This is a genomic window from Arthrobacter sp. 10T425, from assembly GCF_056393985.1.
Genome location: NZ_JBFTGZ010000001.1, coordinates 166,889 through 190,144, shown reverse-complemented (window position 1 = coordinate 190,144; position 23,256 = coordinate 166,889). Strand labels below are relative to the sequence as shown.

Annotated in this window: 22 protein-coding genes and 1 riboswitch; of the genes, 14 read left to right on the top strand and 8 right to left on the bottom strand. The window is 67.0% G+C overall.

Translation table 11 applies throughout. The annotated features are described in order from the left end of the window. Nucleotides 1–2: 2 nt before the first annotated feature. Nucleotides 3–197, bottom strand: a complete 195-nt coding sequence (locus tag AC1DDH_RS00930) for a DUF1918 domain-containing protein (protein ID WP_476850038.1) — start codon at nt 195–197, stop codon at nt 3–5. Nucleotides 198–493: 296 nt separating this feature from the next. Here AC1DDH_RS00930 and AC1DDH_RS00925 point away from each other — a divergent pair, with 296 nt between their 5' ends. Genes AC1DDH_RS00925 through AC1DDH_RS00915 form a run of 3 tightly spaced genes read left to right on the top strand, consistent with a single transcriptional unit; the run spans nt 494 to nt 7,300 of the window. After that, the gene (locus AC1DDH_RS00925; protein WP_476954653.1) at nt 494–3,694 is read left to right on the top strand and encodes an efflux RND transporter permease subunit; all 3,201 of its coding nucleotides are present in this window, start codon (nt 494–496) and stop codon (nt 3,692–3,694) included. Beyond that, complete coding sequence (locus tag AC1DDH_RS00920) at nt 3,691–4,158, top strand: hypothetical protein (protein WP_476871642.1); 468 nt, start codon at nt 3,691–3,693, stop codon at nt 4,156–4,158. The genes AC1DDH_RS00925 and AC1DDH_RS00920 overlap by 4 nt, the downstream gene beginning before the upstream one ends. Before the next feature lies 1 nt (nt 4,159). After that, complete coding sequence (locus tag AC1DDH_RS00915; RefSeq protein ID WP_476954652.1) at nt 4,160–7,300, top strand: efflux RND transporter permease subunit; 3,141 nt, start codon at nt 4,160–4,162, stop codon at nt 7,298–7,300. A 27-nt stretch (nt 7,301–7,327) separates the two neighbouring features. Here the strand turns inward: AC1DDH_RS00915 and AC1DDH_RS00910 are convergent, their stop codons facing one another. Continuing rightward, entirely contained in the window at nt 7,328–8,431 is a 1,104-nt protein-coding gene (locus tag AC1DDH_RS00910) for a serine hydrolase (RefSeq protein WP_476954651.1), read from the bottom strand. A gap of 153 nt (nt 8,432–8,584) precedes the next feature. Here AC1DDH_RS00910 and AC1DDH_RS00905 point away from each other — a divergent pair, with 153 nt between their 5' ends. The 5 genes from AC1DDH_RS00905 (at nt 8,585) to AC1DDH_RS00885 (ending at nt 12,525) form a co-directional block, all read left to right on the top strand. After that, nucleotides 8,585–9,142: a dihydrofolate reductase family protein gene (locus AC1DDH_RS00905; protein ID WP_476871645.1), complete on the top strand. Its 558-nt coding sequence runs from the start codon at nt 8,585–8,587 to the stop codon at nt 9,140–9,142. Nucleotides 9,143–9,292: 150 nt separating this feature from the next. Next, nucleotides 9,293–10,102 carry a phosphatase PAP2 family protein gene (locus AC1DDH_RS00900; RefSeq protein WP_476858377.1) on the top strand — a complete coding sequence of 270 codons (810 nt, stop codon included), beginning with the start codon at nt 9,293–9,295 and terminating at the stop codon, nt 10,100–10,102. A gap of 2 nt (nt 10,103–10,104) precedes the next feature. Next, nucleotides 10,105–10,848: a DedA family protein gene (locus AC1DDH_RS00895; protein ID WP_476954755.1), complete on the top strand. Its 744-nt coding sequence runs from the start codon at nt 10,105–10,107 to the stop codon at nt 10,846–10,848. A gap of 5 nt (nt 10,849–10,853) precedes the next feature. Next, a complete protein-coding gene (locus tag AC1DDH_RS00890; RefSeq protein WP_476856849.1) occupies nt 10,854–11,531 on the top strand; it encodes a response regulator transcription factor in 678 nt (225 codons plus the stop codon). Then, nucleotides 11,524–12,525, top strand: coding sequence for a sensor histidine kinase (locus tag AC1DDH_RS00885; RefSeq protein ID WP_476954650.1), 1,002 nt, complete (start codon nt 11,524–11,526; stop codon nt 12,523–12,525). The genes AC1DDH_RS00890 and AC1DDH_RS00885 overlap by 8 nt, the downstream gene beginning before the upstream one ends. Before the next feature lie 145 nt (nt 12,526–12,670). Here AC1DDH_RS00885 and AC1DDH_RS00880 read toward each other — a convergent pair whose 3' ends face one another. After that, nucleotides 12,671–13,357, bottom strand: a complete 687-nt coding sequence (locus AC1DDH_RS00880) for a hypothetical protein (RefSeq protein ID WP_476954649.1) — start codon at nt 13,355–13,357, stop codon at nt 12,671–12,673. A gap of 7 nt (nt 13,358–13,364) precedes the next feature. Then, nucleotides 13,365–13,567: riboswitch (cyclic di-AMP (ydaO/yuaA leader) on the bottom strand. Nucleotides 13,568–13,768: 201 nt separating this feature from the next. On the opposite strand from AC1DDH_RS00880, the gene AC1DDH_RS00875 reads away from it, so the two are divergent. Then, nucleotides 13,769–14,017, top strand: a complete 249-nt coding sequence (locus AC1DDH_RS00875; protein ID WP_223916806.1) for a hypothetical protein — start codon at nt 13,769–13,771, stop codon at nt 14,015–14,017. Then, nucleotides 14,014–15,219 (top strand): cation:proton antiporter, encoded by a 1,206-nt coding sequence (locus AC1DDH_RS00870; protein ID WP_476850048.1) that lies wholly within the window; start codon nt 14,014–14,016, stop codon nt 15,217–15,219. Before AC1DDH_RS00875 ends, AC1DDH_RS00870 begins: the two co-directional genes overlap by 4 nt. A 58-nt stretch (nt 15,220–15,277) precedes the next feature. On the opposite strand, the gene AC1DDH_RS00865 is transcribed toward AC1DDH_RS00870, so the two are convergent. After that, the gene (locus AC1DDH_RS00865) at nt 15,278–15,982 is read right to left on the bottom strand and encodes a DNA alkylation repair protein (RefSeq protein ID WP_476954648.1); all 705 of its coding nucleotides are present in this window, start codon (nt 15,980–15,982) and stop codon (nt 15,278–15,280) included. A gap of 125 nt (nt 15,983–16,107) precedes the next feature. Between AC1DDH_RS00865 and AC1DDH_RS00860 the strand changes: the two genes are divergently transcribed. From AC1DDH_RS00860 to AC1DDH_RS00850, 3 genes are all read left to right on the top strand, one after another. Then, nucleotides 16,108–16,713 carry a hypothetical protein gene (locus AC1DDH_RS00860; protein WP_476954647.1) on the top strand — a complete coding sequence of 202 codons (606 nt, stop codon included), beginning with the start codon at nt 16,108–16,110 and terminating at the stop codon, nt 16,711–16,713. A 343-nt stretch (nt 16,714–17,056) separates the two neighbouring features. After that, nucleotides 17,057–17,854, top strand: a complete 798-nt coding sequence (locus AC1DDH_RS00855) for an esterase/lipase family protein (RefSeq protein WP_476954754.1) — start codon at nt 17,057–17,059, stop codon at nt 17,852–17,854. Nucleotides 17,855–18,123: 269 nt separating this feature from the next. After that, nucleotides 18,124–19,242: a glycoside hydrolase family 16 protein gene (locus tag AC1DDH_RS00850; RefSeq protein WP_476954646.1), complete on the top strand. Its 1,119-nt coding sequence runs from the start codon at nt 18,124–18,126 to the stop codon at nt 19,240–19,242. Between the two features lie 91 nt (nt 19,243–19,333). Here AC1DDH_RS00850 and AC1DDH_RS00845 read toward each other — a convergent pair whose 3' ends face one another. Beyond that, nucleotides 19,334–19,987 carry an aspartate/glutamate racemase family protein gene (locus tag AC1DDH_RS00845; RefSeq protein ID WP_476954645.1) on the bottom strand — a complete coding sequence of 218 codons (654 nt, stop codon included), beginning with the start codon at nt 19,985–19,987 and terminating at the stop codon, nt 19,334–19,336. 304 nt (nt 19,988–20,291) lie between these two features. Here AC1DDH_RS00845 and AC1DDH_RS00840 point away from each other — a divergent pair, with 304 nt between their 5' ends. Next, complete coding sequence (locus AC1DDH_RS00840; protein WP_476873924.1) at nt 20,292–20,630, top strand: hypothetical protein; 339 nt, start codon at nt 20,292–20,294, stop codon at nt 20,628–20,630. 9 nt (nt 20,631–20,639) lie between these two features. Here the strand turns inward: AC1DDH_RS00840 and AC1DDH_RS00835 are convergent, their stop codons facing one another. The 3 genes from AC1DDH_RS00835 to AC1DDH_RS00825 all read right to left on the bottom strand — a co-directional run bounded on the left by AC1DDH_RS00835 (nt 20,640) and on the right by AC1DDH_RS00825 (nt 23,094). Continuing rightward, nucleotides 20,640–21,437, bottom strand: a complete 798-nt coding sequence (locus AC1DDH_RS00835) for a glycoside hydrolase family 16 protein (protein WP_476930852.1) — start codon at nt 21,435–21,437, stop codon at nt 20,640–20,642. Nucleotides 21,438–21,507: 70 nt separating this feature from the next. After that, nucleotides 21,508–22,479, bottom strand: coding sequence for a dienelactone hydrolase family protein (locus AC1DDH_RS00830; RefSeq protein WP_476954644.1), 972 nt, complete (start codon nt 22,477–22,479; stop codon nt 21,508–21,510). A 186-nt stretch (nt 22,480–22,665) separates the two neighbouring features. Further along, nucleotides 22,666–23,094 (bottom strand): nuclear transport factor 2 family protein, encoded by a 429-nt coding sequence (locus AC1DDH_RS00825; protein WP_476954643.1) that lies wholly within the window; start codon nt 23,092–23,094, stop codon nt 22,666–22,668. Nucleotides 23,095–23,256: the final 162 nt, after the last annotated feature.

Here is a 23,256-nt window from a genome sequence, read left to right as displayed (position 1 = left end):
ACTTAGGGCCCGCCCGCGGCCTTTTCGACGGCGAAATCCCCGCCGGGAAACATGATCGTTTCGTGGCCGTCGTCGAACCGGACCAGGTACGGCGGCGCACCGTCAGCACCCTTCACTTCAAGGATCAGACCGTGCCGGTCCGTGGACTCGACCGTCGTCCCCCGGATGATGATGCGGTCCCCTGCGGTTGCCTTCATGGCGGTCACCTGTATCCCTATTGACGCCTGTGTGCCCGAAGATCATTATGGCTCTTATCGGCTGGGGGGCGCTATGGCCTGAGGTTGAGGAGCCGCGCCGTGAATGGTAAATGTGCAGTTGGCCAAGCAGGAAAAGCAGTCAGCACCCTTTTCCCGGTGATCGGTTTCGCGGCAGGACCGCGCCACGACCCGCCCCCTCCCTCCGCCCACCCCGACGGCCCGGGACACCGGCGACGCCGACGCGGACGTAATCCCGCCAGCCCCTGCACCACGGTGGAGCCAGCGGGGTACCGGCCATGATGAATGCAATCGTGCGCTGGACGCTGCAGTTCCGGCTCCTGGTCCTGGCCGCCGCGGCAGGAATCCTGGCCCTCGGGCTCACCAATCTGCCGGGCATGTCCGTGGACGCCTTTCCGGAATTCGCCCCGCCGCAGGTAGAGATCCAGACTGAAGCCCTGGGACTCTCGGCCGCCGAGGTTGAGCAACTCGTCACCTCGCCCATGGAGGCCGACCTGCTGAACGGGGTGGCCTGGGTTGAAGCCATCCGGTCCAAATCCGTGCCCGGCCTTTCGTCGATCCAGATGGTTTTCAAGCCGGGGACCGACATTTTGCGGGCACGCCAGCTCGTCTCGGAACGGCTGACCCAGGCGCGTGCACTGCCGAATGTTTCGGCGGCTCCAGTGCTCATGCAGCCGCTGTCCTCGACCAGCCGGGTCATGATGGTCCGGCTAACGTCCAAAAACATGTCCGCCATCGACATGTCCGTGCTGGCCCGCTGGACCATGAAGCCCGGACTCCTTGCCGTTCCCGGCGTCGCGAACGTGGCGATCTGGGGCCAGCGCGACCAGCAGCTTCAAGTCCTGGTGGACCCGGCACAGCTCGAAGCCAAGGGCGTCACGCTGGACGAAATCATCAAGACGACCGGCAACTCCGTGTGGGTTTCGCCACTTAGCTACCTGGAAGCATCCACACCGGGCACCGGCGGTTTCTTCGAGACGGGCCACCAGCGGATCGGCGTCCAGCATGTCCTGCCTATCACCACGCCGGAAGACCTGGGCCAGGTTCCTGTCCAAGGTCCGGCCGGCAATCTCCTGCTCAAAGACGTGGCAACGGTGGCAACCGACCACCAGCCTCTGATCGGCGACGCCCTGCTCAGCAATGAAGCCGAGTTACTGCTGGTCATCGAAAAGTTCCCGGAGACCAACACGATGGACGTGACCCGGGGCGTTGACGAGGTCCTCCGGGAGCTCCAGCCCGGCTTGCCCGGAGTCGTGATCGATACCAGCGTCTACCGACAGGCCTCCTTTATCGACGAAGAGGTCGGGACGCTCGGCGTCGCTGCGCTGATCGCGCTGCTGCTGATCGTTGCCCTGTTTGGCGCTTTCTTCCGTTCCTGGCGCACGGCCCTGATCACCCTGATCACGATTCCCGTATCGCTGACCGCGTCAGCGCTGGTGCTCGATCTGCGTGGCACCGGGATGAACACCATGGTCCTGGCCGGCATGGTGCTTGCCCTGGCCGTCATCGTAGGCGACGTCGCGGAAGACCTGAACGGCATCGCGCGGGCACGCAGCGCCGCGGCCAGGTCCGGCCACGAAACTGCCGACGGCGGGACGGAGGCCGGCCAGGACCAGTCACAGGACGAGCGCCGACGCGACTCCGTGATCCCGGGCGCCCTGCGGGCAGCCCGCACGCCAATGCTCTACTCGCTGCTGATTATGGCGCTGGCCGTCATGCCCGCGCTCTTTATTTCCGGTGAGAACGGCGCCCTGTTCGGACCCCTGGTCCAGAGCTATCTGCTGGCCCTGGTTGTCTCGATGATCGTGGCGCTCACGGTCACGGCGGCACTGGCGTTCGTCCTTCCGGTCGGTTCCAAGGCGCCGGAACGGCGTTCCCTGGCGCGGCTGCAAGGCGCCTACGGCCGGACCGTGACGCGGCTGACGCAAAAGACGCGGTGGGTATTCGCAGCCGCGGCGGTGCTGGCGGTGGCCGGACTGGCGCTCGCACCCCAGCTGGCCGGGACCCGTCCTGTGGTGCCGGTGCTGGCGGACAAGACGCTGGTGGTGCACTGGAGCGCGATAGCAGGCACCTCGGACCAGGAAATGAGCCGGATCACCGAGGCTGCTGCCGTAGAACTGCGCACCGTCCCGGGCGTGGCCAATGTCGGAGGACACGTCGGGCGCGCGATCACTTCGGATCAGGTCGGTGACGTCAGCTCCGGCGAGCTGTGGGTGACCGTGGCCCCGGACGCGTCCTACCCGGACACGGCCGCCGCCGTCGACCGCGTGATCGCAGGCTACGCGGGCCTGACCAGCAAAATTTCCACCTACCCGCAACAACGCATCGACCGGATCCGCGAAGAAGCCGATAGCGGCTTTGCCGTCCGGGTCTTTGGCCTGGACCCGACAGTCCTGCGGCAGAAGGCGGCGGAGGTCCAAACAATCCTGGAGCACACAGCCGGCGTCGTTAATCCCCACGTCGACCTGCCCCCCGAACAGCCGATCGCCGAGGTCAGAGTGGACCTCGCCGCGGCCCAAAAAGCCGGCGTCGTCCCCGGTGATGTACGGCGCGCGGCTGCCGCCCTGCTGCAAGGCATCGAAGTCGGCAACCTGTACGAACAGCAGAAGGTCTTCTCTGTCATCGTGAAGGGGAATGCGGCCACCCGCAGCAGCCTGGACAGCGTCCGCAACCTGATCATTGACACCCCCAACGGCGGGCACGCCCGCCTCGGCGACGTCGCGCAGGTGACCATGGTCGGGAACGAGTCCGTGATCCTGCACGACGACACCTCGCGGCGCATCGATGTGAAGGCCGACATCCAGGGCCGTCCGCTGGGCGACATCGAAGGAGACATCAACACGGCCCTGCAGCAGATGCAGTTCCCGATTTCCTATCACGCCGAGATCCTCACCCAATACGCCCAGCAGCAGAACAATTACCAGTGGCTCTGGCTGCTCGCGGCGGTTGCCGCGGCCGGCATCCTGGTTCTGCTGCAGACGGCGACGGGGAGCTGGCGGCTCGCCGGCCCGCTCTTCCTGGGCCTGATCCTGGCACTGTCCGGCGGTGTGCTGGCCGCCCAGGCCACGGGCGGGGTCAACTCGCTGGTGGCCCTGGTCGCCTTCGCCGCTGTGCTGGGGATCGCCGTGCGCGGCACACTCCTGCTGACGGGCCAGGTCCGGGATTTACGGGCAACAGATGCTTCGGCGCCCTGGCCTGCGCTGGTGGTCCGCGGAACCAAGGAGAGACTGGGACCCATCCTGATGTCCACCGTGATCACGGCCCTGGCGCTTTTGCCCCTGGTCCTTCTGGGCGGCGTCGTCGGAACGGAAATTATCCTGCCGCTAGCCGTGATCGTCTGGGGCGGCCTGCTGACAACAACTTTCTTCACCCTGTTTGTTGTGCCCGCTGTGCTGCTTCGGTTCGAGCCGAAGCAAGCACCCAGCGCGCGGACCGGTCAGGGCACCGCAGCACCAACTGAAAGCCAGGATGCGTCGTGAACTCCACACTTTCGCCGCGGGGCCACAAGGTCGCGGTTTTCATCCTTGCGCTGTTCGTGACGGCGTTCACCGCTCTCTCCGCCACAGGTTGCGCCCAGGCGCCGGAGGCCGCACCGTCCGAAGGCGAACCGGCGGCTATCGCTGAAGTCCCCGGCACGGACCTTCACCGGCTCACCCTCACCGAGCACGCCATTGAACGGGTCGGGATCGCGACAGCTGTGATTGCCGTAGATCCCAAGACCGGGAAGCTCACCGTCCCCTACGGGGCCATACTCTACGACAGCTCGGGCAACGCATGGGTCTACACCAACCCCGAGCCCCAGGTCTACGTCCGCCAGTCCATCACCGTCCAGCGCATCAACGGCGACGTCGCCGTCCTGACGGACGGGCCGCCGGCAGGGACCGTGGTTGTCACGACAGGGGCCGAGGAACTTCTCGGCACCGAATTCGATACGGCCGAGTGACATGCGCTGGCTCATCGGGATCAGCCTCCGTTTCAAGACGGTTGTTGTCGCCCTCGCGTGTGCCGTGATGCTGCTCGGTTCCCTGCAGTTGGGTTCCGCGTCCGTGGACGTCTTCCCGGAGTTTGCCCCGCCACGCGTGGAAATCCAGACCGCGTGCCTCGGGTTGACCGCCCAGGAAGTCGAAGAACTCGTCAGCGTGCCGATCGAGGCCGCCGTGAGCGGCATGCCGGGCCTGGACGAGATTCGGTCCAAGTCCGTACCCCAGCTGTCCTCGATCGTGCTGCTCTTCCATCAGGGCACTGACCTGCTCAACGCCCGTCAGCTCGTCTCGGAACGGATGGCTTCGGTGACTGCGGCGCTGCCGACGTGGGCCGCCCCGCCGGTGATGCTGCAGCCGCTGTCCGCGACCAGCCGCGTGATGAAGATCGGGATGACGTCGTCGGAACATTCGCTCATCGAAATGTCCATGCTGTCCTACTGGACCATCCGGGCCCGGCTGCTGCGGGTCCCCGGGGTGGCCAACGTGGCCATCTGGGGCGAGCGGCTCCAGATGCTGCAGGTCCAGTTGGAACCTGACAAGCTCAAGGCCCAGAACGTCTCCCTCAACCAGGTCATGGAAGTCACCGCCGGCGCCCTCGACGCCGGGCTGCTGAAATACTCGCCCGGACGCTTCATCGGCACCGGCGGCTTCATTGACAGTCCCACCCAAAGGATGGGGGTCCGTCACGTCCAGCCGATCCAGACCCCCGCCGATCTGGCCCAGGTGACCATTCGGGAAAAGGACGGCGTGGCGCTGCACCTGGGCGACGTTGCCCAGGTTGTCGAGGACCATCAGCCGCTCATTGGTGACGCCGTGATCAACAACGGGCACGGGCTCATGCTGATCGTCGAGAAGCTGCCCTGGGGCAACACACTCGACGTGACCAAAGGCGTGGAGGAGGCCCTCCACGAGCTGCAGCCGGGCCTGAGCGGTATCAACTTCGACACCACGATCTTCCGCCCGGCCAGCTTCGTTGAGGAGGCGATCTCCAACCTCAGCATCGCGCTGCTGCTGGGCTGCCTGCTGGTGGTCATGATCCTCGTGGCGTTCCTCTTCCAGTGGCGCACGGCCCTGATCAGCATCGTCGCAATTCCGTTGTCCCTGCTCACCGCCGCACTGGTGCTCTATTTCACCTCCAGTGCGATCAACACGATGGTCCTCGCGGGGCTGGTCATAGCCGTGGGCGTCGTGGTCGATGATGCGATCATCGACGTCGAGAACATCATGCGCCGGCTTCGGCAGCGACGCGCCCAGGGCAGTGACGAATCTGCGGCGTCGGTGGTTTTGAAGGCCTCCCTTGAGATGCGGAGCCCGATCGTCTACGCGACCCTGATCATTGTGGTCGCCGCCGTACCGATCTTTTTCCTGGACGGGCTGACCGGCGTCTTCTTCCGGCCGTTGGCCGTCTCCTACACCCTGGCTGTCCTGGCCTCCATGTTCGTGGCGCTGACAGTGACGCCGGCTCTTGCCCTGATTCTGCTGGGCAACGCCAAACTGAAAGAACGCGATGCGCCGCTGGTCCGTGTGCTCAAACGCGGCTACCACGCCGCCCTGTCCAAGGCCATGAACCGGCCCCGGTTCGGCTACGCAGGCTTTGGCGTGCTTGCCGTCGTGGGCTTGCTCCTCGCTCCCCTGATGGGCTCGTCCCTGTTCCCCACGTTCAAGGAACGGGACTTCCTGATGCACTGGATCTCGGAACCGGGAACCTCTGCCGCGGAAGAGTTCAGGATCTCCCAGCGCGGCTGTGAGGAATTCCTCAAGGTCCCCGGCGTCCTGAACTGCGGCACGCACATCGGGCAGGCATTCGCCGCGGACGAAATCGTCGGTGTCAATGCCGGCGAACACTGGATCAGCATCGACCGACACGCCGACTACGACGAGACGGTGGCCGCCGTGGAGGAAGTGGTCAAGGGTTACCCGGGGCTGCACCGTGACGTCCAGACCTATCTGAAGGAGCGGATTGAAGAGGTCATCACCGGCGCCAGCGAACCCATCCTGGTCCGGGTCTACGGAGACGACCTCAACGTGCTCCGGGAACAGGCGCAACGGGTCAAGTCCATCATGGACTCGATCGAGGGCACCGAGAACCCGCATGTTTCCCTCGAGGTGGAAGTCCCCCAGATCGCCGTGACGGTTGACCTGGCCGCGGCGCAGAAGTACGGCCTCAAACCGGGAGATGTCCGGCGTGCGGCCGCGACACTCGTGGCAGGCGAGGAGGTCGGCGACGTCTTCCGGGACGGCCGGGCCTACGACGTCCAGGTCTGGAGCACCCCGGCCACCCGCTCGTCCGTCACCGCCATCGAGGATCTGCCCATCGATACGCCCAGCGGAGCGCGGGTTCGCCTCGCCGACGTCGCCGACGTGAGCCTGCAGGCGACGCCGAACCAGATTGACCGCACCAACGGATCCCGCCGCGTCGAGGTGGGATCCTTCCTGGCCCAGGGAGCGGACTTGGGAACCGTAGCCGGCGAGCTGAAGTCGCGGCTGGAGAACTTGGACCTGCCAGCAGGATACAGCGTGCAGCTTCTCGGCGAATACACCGAGCGCGAGGCGGCAACGAACCGCCTGATGATCTACTCCGCGGCGGCCCTTGTCCTGATCCTCCTGCTGCTGCAGGCGTCCTTCCGCAGCTGGCGGCTGGCCGTCCTGTCGCTGCTGACGCTGCCAGTCGCCCTGGTGGGCGGGGTCATAGCCGCCTACATGACCGGCGGCGTCCTGTCCCTCGGGTCCCTCGTTGGCTTCCTCACGGTGATGGGGATCGCCGCGCGCAACGGCATCCTGCTGATCAACCACTGCCAGCATCTGGAAACCTATGAAGGCCAAACCTTCGGCCGCGACCTGGTGATGCGCGGGGCGGCGGAGCGGCTCTCGCCCATCCTCATGACCACCCTGGCCACCGGGCTTGCCCTGGTACCCCTGGTTGTCATGGGCAACATCCCGGGCCATGAAATTGAACACCCCATGGCCGTGGTTATCCTGGGCGGCCTGGTCACCTCCACCCTGCTCAATCTGTTCATCGTGCCCTCGCTCTATCTCCGGTTCGCCAAGTCCAGGAAGACCAGGGAGAGGGAGCGCGCTGCCGACGGGCCGGTGTCCGTCTAACAGCGGCAGGCGTCAGAACCTCAACCATCAGAACAGGGCGGCGGTCACGGTCCGGGTGAGCTGCTGAATGATCTGGGTGCGGGGGCCCATATCGGAGTAATTCCTGCCGCGGGTGTACACGACGAACACGAAGGCCCGGCCGTCCTTGTCCAGGACGGACGCGTCATGCAGGTTTCCGAACAGCAGCCCGTACTTGTGGTGAACCCCTACCCCGGGCGGAACCGCCGGCGGGATCAGTGTCTCAAAGTTGGTGTTCTGCATATAGGACAGGAGCTGGGCGGTGTTGCGGGCATTGAGCAGCTGTCCCGTGTAGAGCAGCTGGAGGGTCCTGGCCATTTCTGCGGGCGTCAGCAGGTTGACCGTGCGGTCGTAGGTGATCCCGATCGAGGCGGCGTAATCCGTGATGCCCCGCGCACCGACCGCCCGCAGGATCAGCGCCCACGAATCGTTGTTGCTCTGCTGGACCATCCGGCGGATCTGGGTGCCGGCAGTCGAGTTGCCCATGGGGGCGGTCAGCGAGGCGCGGCCGGTCTCAACGAGGTGGTAATACGCCGACGCGGCCAGAATTTTTGCCGTGCTGGCGGCCACAAACTTGTCCTGGATCCCGTAGCCGTGGACCACGCCGTCGGAGACATCGATCAAGGACACCCCCAGGGCATAGGCACTGTTGGCCGCGATGATCCCGTTGATCTGGCTGTCCAGTTCCGGGTCAATGGCCGGGACCGCGACGGCAGGCACGGCGGGGATCTCAGCGGGCTTCCCGGCGGCCGCCGGGACGGCGCCGGCCGCGGGCGAAGCAGTTGTTGGCGAAGCAGTTGCGGGCAGGTCAGATGCCGGCGGAACGGTCCGGCCGGCATCCGTGACCGGCGCCGTCGGCGTCGCTGCGGCGGCCGGCGGGTCAACGGGTAGCACCGCCTGGACGCCTGCATAGACGCCGGCAGCCACGAGGGCCAGTGCGACGGCGGCCGCCGTCAGATACTGTCGCCGGGTCCTCCCCTCACGCCGGGCGCGGGACCGCAGACCGGGCCGGGAACCGTCGTTGGCCCGGTGCCCGCCGGAGCGGTAGTGCCGCGGGGCCGCCTCAGGCTTCGGGACCGGCCCCGTGCTGTTGTTCGAATCGTTCGAAGGCATCATACTTCCCCGAAGGTGACTGACCGCGGTGGGGCCATAGACTTCCAGCATTCTTCCCGCAAGCGGCTTCCCGCGCAAGGGCACGTCTCCGGGAAAAAGTGGGTCTGCCATCCGAAGCAGCGGCGTACGCTGGTGAAAACGTAAGGAGCGGCGATGCGCAAAATCATCCTGGCCATGCAGGTGTCCCTCGACGGATTCTTCGAGGGCCCGGACCGCGACATCAGCTGGCACATGGTCGACGACGAGCTGCACCGCCATTTCAACCAACAGCTCAGCACCATGGGTGCCTTCCTTGACGGCCGCGTCACTTACGAGCTGATGGAAGAGTTCTGGCCCACCGCGGACCAGGACCCGGCCGCCGGCGCAGTGATGGCCGAGTTCGCCCGGATCTGGCGGGACATGCCCAAGATCGTGTACTCGCGGACGCTGACAACTGCCGCCTGGAACACCACTGTGGTCCGGGATGTGGTGCCGGAAGAAGTGCTGGCCCTGAAAGAGCGGCCGGGCGGGGACCTGGCCCTCGGCGGGGCAGAACTGGCCGACACCTTCCGGCGGCTCGGGCTGATCGACGAATACTGGCTGTACGTCCATCCGGTCCTGATCGGACAGGGCCGGCCCCTGTTCAAGGCTGCGGACAGCAAAGCCCAGCTCCGGCTGCTGGAGACGCGCGCCTTCGGCAACGGGGTGGCGCTGTTGCGCTACGCCGCGTAGCCGGCACGGAGCAGCCGGGCCTGCGGCACCCCGCTGCGGCCGGCGCTGCGTCCGGCGCTGCGTCACTTTCTTAAGCGTTTCTTAACGGGCTGGCGGAAGAGTGGGAGTCGTCGCCTGTCCGGGCGCCCTTGTCCCGAGCCGGAGGATCCCATGACTGGACCTGCCCCTGTTAAGAGCGATGCGCCGCTGGGCGGTGCTGGAGCACTCAGCCGAAGTGGAGCACCAAGCCGTCCCGACGCCGTGCGCCCCGCCGCGGGTCCCCGGCTGTGGGCCCTCCCCCAGGTCCGCCACTGGTTAGTGCTGGGCGTCCTGCTGTCGGCCGCCGTCGTGGCATTGGGCCTGGCGGCGCAGCTGACACCCGGCTTCAGTGCCGCCGAGCTCGGGGTCGATCAGGACCTGAGCCAGCACCACGCCGCCGCCCTGACCGCCGTCGCGATGGCGCTGAATGTTGTGTTTGGCCCGGTGGCGGGCCTCGCGCTGATCGGCGCCGCGGCGCTGTACATCTGGCTTTTCCGCGGCGGCCTGGCCAAGGCGATTGCCTTCGGCCTCGTGGCATCATCCGGCTGGGTGGCAAGTGAATTCTTCAAGCTCCTCGTGGCCCGCCAGCGGCCCAGCCCTGCCCTGCTGTTCGATCCCCTGGCTCCGGAAACGGGTTCCAACAGCTTCCCGAGCGGCCACGTGTCCTTTGCGGTGGCACTGGGATTCGCAGTGTACTTCCTGGCCCGTGGAACCCGCTGGGCCAAGGTCACGGCCCTCGCGGCGGCCGTGATGGCCCTCGTCGTAGCCTGGTCACGGCTGTACATCGGCGTTCACTACCCCACTGATGTCGCGGCGTCGTTCCTGGCCTCGAGCGCGGCCGTGGTCCTGCTCGCGGGACTGTGGAACCTTCTCGCGCCGCGGATAGCGGAGCGGATTCGGGCCCGTTCGGGCAGCCGGCCGCTGGGCAGTGAGGAGAAATGAGAATGCCCGCCATGGACGTTTTTGCCGCCCTTCCGGCCGTCCACGCCGCCGGAACACTGTCCCTGCCGGACCCCGCAAGCCTGCTCGCCGGGTTGGGCCCGGCCGCCCTGGGTGTGATCGCGGTGATGGTCTTCATCGAATCGGGCGTGCTCTTTCCCTTCCTGCCCGGCGACTCCCTGTTGTTCACAGCAGGACTTCTGCACCAGCAGCTGCAACTGACGTTGCCCGTGCTGATCGGCGTCGTCACCGCGGCCGCGGTCGCCGGGGACCAGGTCGGTTACATGCTCGGACGGAAATTTGGCCGGCGATGGTTCAAGGACGACGCCCGGATCCTGAAGACAGCGCACCTGACCACCACGGAGGACTTCTTCCGCCGCCACGGCGGGGCCGCCGTCGTGCTGGCCCGCTTCGTCCCCATGGTCCGGACATTTGCTCCGCTGACCGCCGGGACCGCGCGCTATGACTACAAATCCTTCACCCTGTGGAATATCACCGGCGCCGTCGCGTGGGCAGCCTCCGTGACGATGCTTGGCACCTGGCTGGGGCACTTTGACATCATCGCCAGGAACATCGACGCCATCGTCGTGGCCATGGTGCTCGTCTCCGTCGTGCCGGGGGTGGTGCAGCTCCTCAAACGCCGCCGGAACTCCCGCGGCGCAGCCGCAGCCGCAGACAAAGCCGCCGGCGACACGGCAGAAGAACCCGGGCCCGGACTGCGGACTGAGGAAATGGCCGCGGAAGAATAGCTGACATGACCTCCGCTGACCTTCCGTCCCTGCTGCTCGTCGAGGACGACGCCGTCCTGGGACCGCTCATCGCCGAGCTCCTGGACCCGGACTACCGGGTCCAGTTGGTCACCAACGGCCGCGACGGCCTCCACCAGGGGCTGACCGGGAGCTGGGACATCATGGTGGTGGACCGCGGGCTGCCCGGCATGGACGGCATCGCCCTCATTACGGCTTTGCGCTCGAAAGGCATTGCCACGCCCATCCTGATCCTGACCGCGCTGGGCGATGCCGACGAAAAAGTCAGGGGCCTGGACGCCGGAGCCAACGATTACGTGACCAAGCCGTTCGACGCCGGCGAACTGGCAGCACGCCTGCGCGCACTGACGCGGACTTTCACTCCCCCGGCCCCGGCACCGGTGGCGATCGGGGATTGGGAACTGGATCCAACGCAGCGCTCCGTCCGTTCCGTCTACGGGCAAACGGTGTCACTGACCGCAAAGGAAGGCCAGCTGCTGGCTGCCCTGGCCGCGGAACCGGACCGCGTCTTCACCCGGGATGAGCTCCTCGCGGCGTGCTTCCACGCCTCGGAGCAGCCCGGCGTGATCGATACCTATGTTCATCACCTGCGCCGGAAGATCTCCAAAGCAGTGATCCGCACGGTGCACGGCCTCGGATACCAGATTGGCGAAGCCCATGAGTGACGGCCGGCCGGCCGGCGGAAATCCGGACCACTCCATCCTGCGCAAGGCTTCCCTCAAGGTCGCGGTGCGGATCAGTGCTGCGTGCGCGGTCATGGTTCTCGGGCTGCTCGCCGCCACGGCGCTGTACCTCACGAACCAACTGGCCCATCCTGAAGTGCCGGGCTCGGCGGCGGCCGGGACGGCCTACACCTACCTGGATTCCAAAGACGTCCTCGAAGCCATGATCATCGCCGGGGTGGCGGGAATCCTGCTGGCCGGAATCGTCGGGTGGCTCAGTGCGCGCAGCGCGATTCGTCCCCTCAGTGATGCCCTGGCAAGGGAGCGGCGTTTTATCCAGGATGCCAGCCACGAATTGCGCACGCCATTGACCATCCTGGACACCAGGATCCAGCTGGCCCAGCGCAACACTGTGCCCGGCTCCAGGCAAAGCCACGACCTGGCCCGGATCCGGGAGGACGCCGCGACGCTGACAGGGATTGTCAACGAACTGCTCCTCGCGGCAACCGCGGAGGCCCCGGACCGTTCCTCGCCCCCTGCCGACCTCGCCGACGCTGCCGCCAGCGTCGCCGGCAGCCTCCAGCAGGTGGCAGAGCAGCGCCAGGTGCGTCTGGAATTCTCTGCCGATGCCCGGCCGCTGGCCCGGATCGAGAAGAATGCGCTGCGGCGTGCCGTGCTGGCCCTGGCGGACAACGCGCTGGCCCACACGCCTCCGGGCGGCCGCGTGTCCATCACGACCTCAATCGAGCAGAAGCGCGCCGTGATCACGGTGGCGGACTCCGGGACCGGAATCACCGGCGTCGATCAGGCCCGGATCTTTGACCGGTTCGTGCGGACGGCCGGCACCTCACAGGGACAGCGGAGCTTTGGCATAGGCCTGGCCCTGGTCCGGGAGATTGCCGTCGCGGCCGGGGGCACCGTCGAGGTGGCCGCGACGGGCGACGAGGGAACCGTCATGAAGTTGATGCTTCCGCTCATGGGCAGCGGGAATCCCTGAGGTCCATGCGCCGGGGAAAGATATGCCAACGGGATCCCGGACTCCCGAATGCGGAGACAGGAAAGACCGGCGGTCGAGTTGCCCCCAAGGGAACTCGAGCGCCGGTCTTTCCGGATTGTCTGGCCCCGGGTCGGGGCCGTGCGGCTTAGGCGCGGACGAACGTCACGCCGCCGGTCGCGGTGAGCCAGGACAGCGGGTGGACCATGGTCTGGTTCTTGCCGTTCATGCCGCCACTGACCACCTGGCCGTTGCCGGCGTAGATGCCGACGTGGCCGGACTGGACCACCATGTCACCGGGCTGCGGCGTCGCCACAACGGTTCCAAGGCCAAGGAACGCGCGGGGACCGATGTCGCCAACGGGCTTACCCGCGGCGCCAAGGGCCTTTTCCACCATGGCGGTGCAGTCCTGGGTGATGCCCACCTGGCTGTAGGCGGCCGAGAGCATGATGGCGTTGCGTCCGCCCGCGGGCGGCGCGGCCGGCGCTGCAGCCGGAGCTGCTGCCGGAGCGGCCTGCACCTGGATGACCGGCTTGGCCGGAGCCTTGGGCGCTGCCGCCGGAGCTGCAGCGGGAGCCGGAGCCGGTGCGACGGGCTGTTCGATGACCGGCGCGGCAACAGAATCCACTGCGGGGCGCTCGAAGCTGATCTTGACGCTTGAATCGGCGCTGACGGGGGCACTGACCTGTCCGGTGACGTCGACGGTCGACGCCGGAGCAGAGTCACGCTGCACGGGGGCGGTGGCGGCGTTGGCGGCCATTCCGCTGGTCAGGACCAGGCCGGATGCGGCGGCGAGGACGGCGGCATGGCGCGCAAAAGTATTGACTGAAGTCATGAAAAATGTAGCCTCTCCCAATGCCTGCGAGGTGAGCTGTCGGATTCGGATGGGAGGCACCCGGCCGCACTCCCGGGCCCGTCGTTGCGGGCACTGTGCGGCTTCACCCCAAGACCTGCATATCAGCAGATCAAAAGTGGTTTCCCCGTCTCTGCCGGACGTTGATGCGAGTTACCCCCGGGCCGCGGCAGAGTTAGGCAATCGGCTGGGGAGCGCCCGTATCGGAGACAACAGGCACTCATCAACCGTAGCGCGAACCGCACCCGAAAGTCACATTCAGGTAACGGAGCCGTGATGCCGGGCCGCAATTTGCCCATAGGGCGGCGCCGTTTCCGAACATAGGATGATGCCATCAGCACCACCGGAAGCGGAGGCCCGAAAATGAACAGCCATTGTGTCGCCATCTGCCAGTTGAGCACTCAGCCCCAAGAGGATTTCGACGTCAACACCGAGCTGCTGATCCTCGACGGCGGGGACGTCCACGTGAGCACATGGGACGCGGAACCGCGCGACGGGGGTTTCGACGAGCACATCCTCAATGACCGGGTGGACGCGCTCGGGTACATGGTTGTCAACGACTGGGCTTTCCTGGACGGCAAGGCCTATGCGGTGGTGGAACGGCGGTCAGGCCCGGCGCCGGCCGGCCGCCGCGAACCGTGACCTTCCTGTCGCTGGCGCTGATCGCCGTCATCGCCTTGGCTGGCCCCCTGCTGGCCCTGCCGGCGCGCTGGCACTTGCCTGTCATGCTGGGTGAGCTGCTGGCCGGCATCGCGATCGGGCGCTCAGGCCTGGCCCTGGTGGACCCCGCGGACCCGACGTTCACCCTGCTGGCCAATATCGGGTTTGCGCTGATGATGTTCGTGGCAGGCACCCACGTTCCCGTGCGGGATCCGCACATCCGTGGCGCCCTCGGCAAAGGCTCCCGCCGGGCGATGGTGGCCGCAGCGGCAGCGGTGGTGATCGGAACCGGCATCGGACTGCTGTTCGGGACTGGACATGCTCCCCTCTACGTCGTGCTGCTGGCCTCCTCGTCGGCCGCCCTGGTGCTTCCAATCGTCGATTCCCTGCGCCTCGGCGGGCCAGATGTCGTCGCTATGACAGCGCAGGTGGCAATAGCCGACACAGCCTGCATTGTGGCGTTGCCGCTCCTGGTGGATCCGCCCCACGCAGTCCAGGCGGCGCTGGGTGTCCTCGCGGTGACCGGGTGCGCGGTAGTGCTCTTTGTCGGCTTGCGCTGGCTGGAGCGCCAGGGAATCCGTCGGCGCGTGCACCGGCTCTCGGAAAGCCGCAAGTTTGCCCTGGAGCTACGGATCCAGCTGGCCGTGCTCTTCACCCTGGCCGGTGTCGCGACGTGGAGCAATGTGTCTGTGATGATGGCAGGCTTTTCTTTCGGCCTGGTGATGGCTGCGGTCGGCGAACCGCGGCGGCTGGCCCGGCAACTGTTCGCGCTCAGCGACGGCTTCCTGGGTCCGCTCTTCTTCGTGTGGCTGGGTGCATCGCTGACTCTAAGGGACCTGGCCGGGCACCCGGACATGATGGCCCTCGGCCTGTTGCTGGGGGCCGGGGCCCTGCTGGCCCACGCCGACCTGGCTTTCCTGGGACTCCCGCTGTCGCTCGGGGTGTTGTCGGCGGCCCAGCTTGGCGTACCGGTGGCTGCGGCGAGCATCGGCACGCAGCTTCAGGTCCTGCTCCCGGGCGAGGCCGCGGCCCTGCTGGTGGGAGCGCTGGTCACCATAGCCGCGGGCGCCGTCGCCGGGTCACGGGCGGCGAGGACTTTCGCGGTCCCGGCAAATGCCGGCGGCAAGTCCGGAAATTCCGGCAGCGCCGTTGGGCAGGGCGATCCGGGGGGTCCGAAGGCCTGACAGTCCGAATGTCTAAATGCCTGGGCCAAAGCCGAGCCGGCGGCGAAATTTCGGAGGGTCATTCTCCAATTGACGTGAATTGCAGCTCCGGCCTCCACTTTGCCATCTCTGCCTGGACCCGGGAGACGGCATCCCGGACAGCTGTGCCGTCGGCGTCGAACGTCCCGCCCGGCTCGCCGAGCACCTCGTTGGCGTGCCGGAGGAACCTGTCCCAGTCCCCCGCGCCCGCGCGCAGCGCCAGCAACGGCGAGAGAAGCGCGGCCCGGCGCAGCCAGGCATCGGGCTCGCGCACCCACCGGTCCAGCACGCTGTCGGCCCGCACCCTGGCCAGAACATCGAGTCCGTCCACCAGGGGCCCGACGACGTCGACGGCGAGCGGATCCACAAGGTCCCGCACCCGCGCCTGCCGGATGAAGCCCTCCAGCCGGGTGAGGTCCGAGTTGGTCAGCAGCTTCACGTTGGCCTGCAGCAGGACCACGGCGGCCAGCCGGCGCTCGAAAACCGGCGCGGCCCCCGGGCCGGAGCCTCCGATCGCGGAGCCCCACAGTTCGGAACTCAGCGCAGTGACCTCATCGCGAGACAGCCCGGGATAGCGGCGGCCGGCATCCCGGACCGTGCCGCGCACGGCGCCCACGGACGTGCCGTAGAACCGGAGGCCGCTGCCCGCCGGCTCCGTTTCCAGCCGCGCCTGAAGCTGCTCAGCGCGGCGCCAGGAAGCTTCGCGCTGCAGCGAGAGGTCGATGAATTCGCCGGCATCACTCACCTGTCCATTCTTTCCCCTCGCGGCTCGCGGCGGAAACGCGGTGCCAAGCCGTCCTGGGCGGTGGGCCCGGACCATCTGCCTAGACTGAACTGGCAAGCCTCCGATCGAAAGCGGTTTACGCAACCATGCACACCAAGCTGACACTCGCCATCGCACTTTCCGCCATGACGCTGGGGGTGGCAGGGTGCGCTGCCCCTGCGCCATCTACCGCACCGTCGCCTGAGTCACCTGCGGCATCCGCGGCGCCGGCCTCTGATTTCGCATTAGACATCACGGGGGCGCCCGGCCGGATCGCCCAGGCCGGCCTCACTGTGCTGACGGCGGAGGGCAACGTGGACCACTATCACGCACATCTGGACGTGCTGAAGGACGGCAAGCCCATCGCGGTGCCGGCCAATATCGGCATCACCACCGGAGTTGACCAAAGGGCCAACGGCATCTCAGCCCTGCACACCCACGACACCACGGGCGTGGTCCACATCGAGTCCCCCACCGCCGGCCAGGTCTTCACCCTCGGGCAGCTCCTGACGGAGTGGGGCGTCCTCGGTGGCAACGGCGCCCCCGGCACCGGTGGGGGTTCGCTGGATGGCTGGACCGTTTACGTGAACGGCCGGAAGTTCGACGCCGGGATCCGGGACCTCCCGTTCAAGGCGCACGACGAGATCGTCCTGTCCTACGGCACCGCGCCGGCGACGATCCAGGCCTCCTACGATTTTCCGCCCGGAGAGTGAGGTGACCGGAGAGTGAGGTGACCGGGGGCGACGGCGGGCGGCATGCCCTACCTGCACAACTGTGCAGCAGTCTCCCCACGCAACCCCAACTGGCACCAGCGCCGTCGAAAAATGCATGCACAAACGTGCATGTTGGAGGGATCCGCGGAGCACCTTCCCTAGCGTGAATTGAGAGCCGTGAGTCGGATCACAGCGGGGGCTGATCCCCTACCTCACTTCCATTTCCACAGACCGTCACAGATGACGTGTCCAACCGAAGAGGTAATCCGTGCCATACCCGAAAACGCCCGCAGCACTCGCAGCGCTGGCAGCTGCGACCTCGGCGCTGCTCGGCGCATCCCTGATGGGTGTGCCGGCGGCCCAGGCCGACACCGTTGACGTTTCGCCGCCAGGCGCGAATGACTGGTCCTGCAAGCCCTCGGCAGCCCACCCCTACCCGGTGGTCCTGGTGCCGGGAACCTTCGAAAACATGGCGAAGAACTGGGCGACGATGTCGCCGGCGCTAAAAAGCCAGGGCTACTGCGTTTTCGCGCTGAACTACGGTGCGACCAACGGCGTCGACGCCACGGGCCCGGTGGCAGACTCAGCCCGTCAGCTCGCCCCGTTTGTCGACAAGGTACTGGCCTCAACGGGTGCCAGGAAAGTTGATCTCGTGGGCCACAGCCAGGGCGGCATGATGCCGCGCTACTACCTCGGTTTCCTTGGAGGCGCGGACAAGGTGAACCACTTGGTGGGCATCGCCCCGTCCAACCACGGAACCCGCGGGCTCATCACGCCGACACCGGACGCCGTTCCGCCGGCCACCTCAGTGGGAGGGTCGAATTGCCAGGCCTGCGCCGACCAGCAGGCAGGTTCACCATTCCTCACCGAGCTCAACTCCATTGGCGACACGGTTCCTGGTCCGGCCTACACGGTGATCTCCACGACGCACGACGAGGTGGTGACGCCCTACCCCAGCCAGTTCCTCGCCGGCCCGGCCCGGCAGGTCACCAATATCACCATCCAGGACAAGTGCCCGGCAGACGTGGTTGACCATGACCAGGCGCCCAACGACCCCGTCACCCAGCGTCTCGTGTCGGACGCTCTTGGTCAGCCGGCCGGCCGCCCGGGCAACCCGGCGTATCAGCCCAGCTGCGTGTAGCGCGGCACCCCCGGGCGGGGGCGGCATGCGGAACGTCCCGGATCCGGGAGGTTTGCGGGCTGAGGTAACGGTCCGGTAACGTTGGCGGCTGGCCGTGAGGCCCGGCCCGAATGCAGGGCCCCGGACCGCCCCTTTGCAGGGCCCCGTTGCGCCGTTCGGCGTCTGCTCGCCCATGCCTTGCGGCAGGGGCCGGATGAAACTTCCCGCATTGTCCGCCGCCCAGGCAGCGTCGGTTGTGCGTGCCAGCCACGAAAGCCCGGAGGGGTCCGTTGTTCAAGAAAACACCGCTGTTCAATAAATCAACGTTCAAAGATGCACGGCCGAAGGCACGCTCCACGGCACCACAGCTCAACAAAGTAGCGATTGCGCTGAGCCTGGGCGCACTGTCCCTGACCGGCTGCGGCGCCGGTCCCACGACGGGCGCCGCAGCCGTTTCACCGGCCACCGGGGCCGCGCATTCTGCTGCGGACTCCACGTCCTCGGCGGCAACCCAGGCCGCGCATCCTGCCGCGAAGGCCGCGGCCTCAGTGGCCGCAGCGCCGAAGCCTGCAGTCCCCTCGGCCCCCAAGCCTGCCACCGGCACCGCCGGTGCACCTGCGGCTCCCGGAGCCGATGCGGCACCTGCACGGGCCGCTGCGCCGGTCGCGCCTGCGGCTGGCGCCCAAGCGGCAGCCGCTCCGGCGCCGACGGCGGTAACGGCGCCCGTCGCTGCCCAGGCCGCAGTCGCCGCGACCGGCGACGGTTCCCAGGCCGCCACGGCACGGGGCTGGGGTGCGGTTGTCGCGGGTGACGAGTTCTCCAAGGCCGGCGCCCCCGACTCCACCAAGTGGAGCGTCTTCAAGGGATCCGGACATGCCGGCAAGGGTGTCAGGAGCCCCCAGGCCTGGTCGGTTGCCAATGGCGTGGCCACAGTCAGCGGCGACTCGGCCGGCACCACGGGCGGCATGTCGGCTAAGTTTGCCCAGCAGAAATACGGCAAGTGGGAGACGCGCATGCGGACCAGCGCCCGGGACCCGGAGTACCACCCCGTGCTGATCCTGTGGCCCAACAACAACACCTCCCCCAACTGCGCCGAGATCGACTACGCCGAGGGCAGCACCAACACCGCACAGATCAAGTTCTTCCTGCACTATGCCTGCGGCGGCTCGAACTTCCAGACCACGGCGGCCAGGACGATCGACACCACCCAGTGGCACAACTACGCAGTGGAGTGGACCCCGGCCGGCATCACCGGTTACATCGACGGCGTCAAGACCTTCTCCGACACGAACCCCGCGCACCTGCCCTCCGTGGGCATGCACCAGACACTGCAGCTGGACTGGTTCCCCGACGGGTCGGCCACCAAGCCTTCACAGATGCAGGTCGACTGGGTCCGCGTCTACAAGTAGGACCGGCAAATCGCCAGGCAGCCCCGCGCCGTACTGCGGCGCGGGGCTGCCTTGGTGTTGGCCGAGGACGCGCCGCTACAGGCGGCAGGACTCAAACCCCTTGAAGTTCCCGGGCGGCTACCGCTGAGACCAGCATCGAACCGGCTGCCGTCACGGCGTCGATCACCGGAACCCCGAGCCGGCGGCGGAGCACGTCCGCCATGCCGATGCTGCTCAGGCCCGTGCTGGCCTGGACGATCATGTCGGCGCCGGCGTCAACCAGCATGTGGGCCGCGGCGAGGGCGTCGAAAATCCCGGCAGGCATGAGGAAGGCGTCGGGTGTTTCGATCCTTCCCTGCCCGTCAATGAGCAGCATGCGTTCGCCCAGTGCATCCGAGATCGGGCCCGGTACGTGTGCGCCGAGACCCAAAACTCCAATCCGGCCGCCGAAGGTCAGAGCCGCGGCCGCGGCTGCGGAGCCCGCTCCGATGACCGGGATATCCACGGCTGCCCGGGTGGCGGCCAGCCCGGGGTCGGAGGCGCAGCTGATAATCAGGGCGTCAGCGTCCCCCGCCATGTCCCTCGCCAGGCGGACGACCTTGGGGGCCGCAGATTCGAGCGACGCCTGGTCGTAGACGCCGGACGGCTGGTCCGGAATACAGCGGGATGTGACGGTAAATCCGAATGCTTCCTGGAGGAGTTTCCCGCGGGCGTGGAGCAGGCGTCGGTCCGACGTCGTCATCACCCGGATCAGTCCAACACGCATGGCGTACTACCTTTCGAACGGATTCGTTGGTGCGAGGCTACCCGGCGAGTATTTCCGCGTCTTTTCGGGCAGATGACCAACACAAGCGCTGCAGCGGATACGCCCCGTGGCGCCGGCGGCCGTTAGCATTCCGCGGGCAGCGTCACCGTGCCTTGTGCATGAAACTTGGCGAAAACTTCGCTCCCGTGTGGGGTTGGCGGCCCGGCGTCGTTGTAGGTTTGTCACGGTGGCCCGTCTTAGGACCCGGGTACAGTACCCGGGATTGGGGGAAGGCGGCAGGCCGGTTCCGGACTCAGCCGGAACGATGACCAAAGGAACAGCCATGTCGGTGGAGCCGTCGTCCACTCCAGGACGCCTCGAAGAACAGGATCCCGAGAACCTGGTATCCGGTGCGGAACATGCCGCATCTGCCGCCGGAATCCGACATCAGGCCGCCAGAATCATTGACGCCGTCCTCGACGACAGTGCCCCGGAACAAGCCCGCGCACGGGAGCTGCTGCGCCAGCAGCTGGCTGCGCATCCCGGACATCCGGAACGGGCCCTGCTGGAGCACCTTGCGGCGTTGAAGGCTTTGGACGGGCACCGCGAAATGACGTCGGAGGCTGCCGGCCCGTTCCGGCCGGAATTTGCCTCGGGCGAGTAAGCGCAACGCTTACTTGTAAACGCGGATCCAGTCGACCTGCATCTGGCTGGGTTTGGTGGGCGTCCCGTTGGGAAACCAGTCCAGTTGCACCGTCTGGTGCATGCCTACCGTGGGCTGATGCGCCGGGTTCGTGTCCACAAACCACAATGACCCGTCGACGTATCCCTCGATCCCGGCGGGGGTCCACTCGAGCGCATAGTTATGCCATTGTGTGGTGTCGATCGTCTTGGCCGCGGTGGTCTGGAAGTTCGGGCCACCGCAGGCGTAGTGCAGGAAGAACTTGATTTGGGCGGTGTCAGCGCTCCCTTCGGCGTAGTCAATCTCGGCGCACGTGGACGAGATGTTGTTGTTCGGCCACAGGATCAGGACGGGGTGATATTGCAGATCCCGCTGGCCAATTTTCATCCTGGCCTCCCAGCGGCCGTACCGCTGTTGGGCAAACCTGGCGGACATGCCGCCGGTGGTGCCCGCGGCGTCGCCGCTGACAGTCAAGACCCCGCCGCCTACAACCAGCGCATCCGGACTCCGGATCCCCTTGCCCGCGTGCCCCGGCCCCTTGAAGACCTTCCATTTCGCGGGGTCAGGCGGCCCGGCGTAACTGAATTCGTCCCCCGCCACCACTGGGCCCCAGCCGCGGACGACGGCGGCCTGCGTCCCGTCGGAGACGGCGGCCTGCGTCCCGGCCGTCACGGCGGCCGCACGGTCTATCGCCGGCGCCCGTTCCCTGGACACTGGTGCGGCACCACACCCGGCAAGGGCCAAGGCGCCTGCAGCGCTCAACGCCGCGGTCCTGCGGTTTGCGAACATCGCGTCTCCATCCGGTCGGGACATGTCCGGGCCATGCTTCAGACAAACTTGCCTTCACACATACTTGCCTTCACACATACTTGCCAAACCAGGCGAGCGTGTCGTTCCATGCGGCCGTGGCCTGCTCCTGGTTGTAGCGCGGCCCGGTGTCATTGTGGAAGGCGTGGTCCACGCCGGGATAGATCTTGAGCTCGTTCCGGACACCGGTTTTGGCCAGGGCATCCCGGAGCGCCGGCATGGCGCCGGTGATCCGCTGGTCCAGTTCGGCGTAGACGCCGAAGACGGCCGCCTTGATGGCCGAGACCTTGTCCAGGTCAGGCGCCGGTCCGTAGAATGCCGAGGTCGCCAACAGGCCCGGGATCGCCGTCGCCGACTGCCACGTGATGCCGCCACCGAAGCAGAAGCCGTTCATGGCGATCCGCCCGTGATCAACGAAGTCCTGGGCGTTCAGGTAGTCAAAGCCGGCCGTGAAGTCGGAAACGTGACGCTGCGCCCCGGCCTGGGTCAGTGCTCCCGGGACAGCATCCGGGTCCATGCCAGCGGTACCGCCTTCCCTGCTCAGCAGGTCCAGGGCCAGAGCCGCGTATCCGGCTTTGGCGAAGCGGCGCGCCACATCCTGGATATGCGGTGTCAGCCCGCGGTTCTCGTGGCAGACCAGCACGGCCGGTCCGGCGGCCCCGTGGTCGGGCCGTGCGAGATAGCCACTGATGTCGGTGCCGCCCGATGCGAATTGCACGTTCGCCGTCGTCAGTCCGGCCGCGCGTTCCGGGACCGATAACGGGCTTTTGGCCCCCGGCACCGCGCCCGCGGACGCTGTGCCGGACCCCGGCGCGGACGACGTCGGCGTCGGCATGGGATCGGTACTGCGGGGAACCTCCTCGGGCGTGCAGCCCACCAGGAGCATCGCTGCCGAGGCCGTCGCCATGCTGCCGGTGATGAACGCCACCCGGCGCGTGAACGTGTGCTGGCTCATGGCGCCGGAGCGGTAGTCGTCGAAGAATTCCTCAATCAGGTACTTCTCAAACTTGCCAAGCTGGGTCATGGCGGGCCTCCTCAGTGTGCCGATCATCCTCCTCCGAAGTCAGATGTCCGGCAAGGGTCCTGGACAGGCCGGCCCGACGGCGCCACTTCCCAACAACGACGACGACGCCTCGACGCAGCCCCGGCACCAGGCCACAACGGTCAAACGCGCGCGCAGCCTTCTCCCAGCCGCCTGAGGCCAGCCATTTCAGTCCTCGGGTTCCGAGGGCCGGGCAGGCCGGCGCCCCGACAGCGTCTGGACTGCCTCTGCGATGCCCTCATCCCCTCGTTCAATCTCTTGCATGTAGAGTCTTCCGCTCGTAATGAGGCCGTCCTCGGTCTCGAAAATCGTCACCCCGCGCATGTCGAAGGGCCGCCCATCAGTCCGGGTGCCGGCCCAGGTCCATTCGCTCCACGTGGTATTACCGTCGTCCACGGAGCGGAGCACTTCTGCGTGAAAATCGGGAACGCCAGCGAACATCGCTGCCCAGTTCGCGTGCATCTGCGCCCGTCCCACAAATGCCCTGCCCGGGTGGACCGGCTGCACGCTTTTGTACGACTCATGGAACAACGCGGCCGCTGCCTCAAGGTCGTGGTCATTGAACGCAGCAAGCAGGCGTTGGATAAATTGGCTCATGTGATCACTCCTCGGTGTGGCGGAGCTCGTGCTCTGTTTCATGCACAGGCCCATTAACGGGCCCCCACTAGGGCCGGGATCCGGCCAGCCCGCATCGTCAATCTACGCCTCCGCCGTCGCCCGGTTCCAGACCGATTAGGTCTGGCCGCACAGGTCCGGACC

Bases quoted from the DNA above. Each gene is read 5' to 3' on its own strand.
- AC1DDH_RS00930 (WP_476850038.1), bottom strand. From the start codon at position 197: ATGAAGGCAACCGCAGGGGACCGCATCATCATCCGGGGGACGACGGTC.
- AC1DDH_RS00925 (WP_476954653.1), top strand. From the start codon at position 494: ATGATGAATGCAATCGTGCGCTGGACGCTGCAGTTCCGGCTCCTGGTC.
- AC1DDH_RS00915 (WP_476954652.1), top strand. From the start codon at position 4,160: ATGCGCTGGCTCATCGGGATCAGCCTCCGTTTCAAGACGGTTGTTGTC.
- AC1DDH_RS00910 (WP_476954651.1), bottom strand. From the start codon at position 8,431: ATGCCTTCGAACGATTCGAACAACAGCACGGGGCCGGTCCCGAAGCCT.
- AC1DDH_RS00905 (WP_476871645.1), top strand. From the start codon at position 8,585: ATGCGCAAAATCATCCTGGCCATGCAGGTGTCCCTCGACGGATTCTTC.
- AC1DDH_RS00900 (WP_476858377.1), top strand. From the start codon at position 9,293: ATGACTGGACCTGCCCCTGTTAAGAGCGATGCGCCGCTGGGCGGTGCT.
- AC1DDH_RS00895 (WP_476954755.1), top strand. From the start codon at position 10,105: ATGCCCGCCATGGACGTTTTTGCCGCCCTTCCGGCCGTCCACGCCGCC.
- AC1DDH_RS00890 (WP_476856849.1), top strand. From the start codon at position 10,854: ATGACCTCCGCTGACCTTCCGTCCCTGCTGCTCGTCGAGGACGACGCC.
- AC1DDH_RS00885 (WP_476954650.1), top strand. From the start codon at position 11,524: ATGAGTGACGGCCGGCCGGCCGGCGGAAATCCGGACCACTCCATCCTG.
- AC1DDH_RS00880 (WP_476954649.1), bottom strand. From the start codon at position 13,357: ATGACTTCAGTCAATACTTTTGCGCGCCATGCCGCCGTCCTCGCCGCC.
- AC1DDH_RS00860 (WP_476954647.1), top strand. From the start codon at position 16,108: ATGCACACCAAGCTGACACTCGCCATCGCACTTTCCGCCATGACGCTG.
- AC1DDH_RS00855 (WP_476954754.1), top strand. From the start codon at position 17,057: ATGGGTGTGCCGGCGGCCCAGGCCGACACCGTTGACGTTTCGCCGCCA.
- AC1DDH_RS00845 (WP_476954645.1), bottom strand. From the start codon at position 19,987: ATGCGTGTTGGACTGATCCGGGTGATGACGACGTCGGACCGACGCCTG.
- AC1DDH_RS00840 (WP_476873924.1), top strand. From the start codon at position 20,292: ATGACCAAAGGAACAGCCATGTCGGTGGAGCCGTCGTCCACTCCAGGA.
- AC1DDH_RS00835 (WP_476930852.1), bottom strand. From the start codon at position 21,437: ATGTTCGCAAACCGCAGGACCGCGGCGTTGAGCGCTGCAGGCGCCTTG.
- AC1DDH_RS00830 (WP_476954644.1), bottom strand. From the start codon at position 22,479: ATGACCCAGCTTGGCAAGTTTGAGAAGTACCTGATTGAGGAATTCTTC.
- AC1DDH_RS00825 (WP_476954643.1), bottom strand. From the start codon at position 23,094: ATGAGCCAATTTATCCAACGCCTGCTTGCTGCGTTCAATGACCACGAC.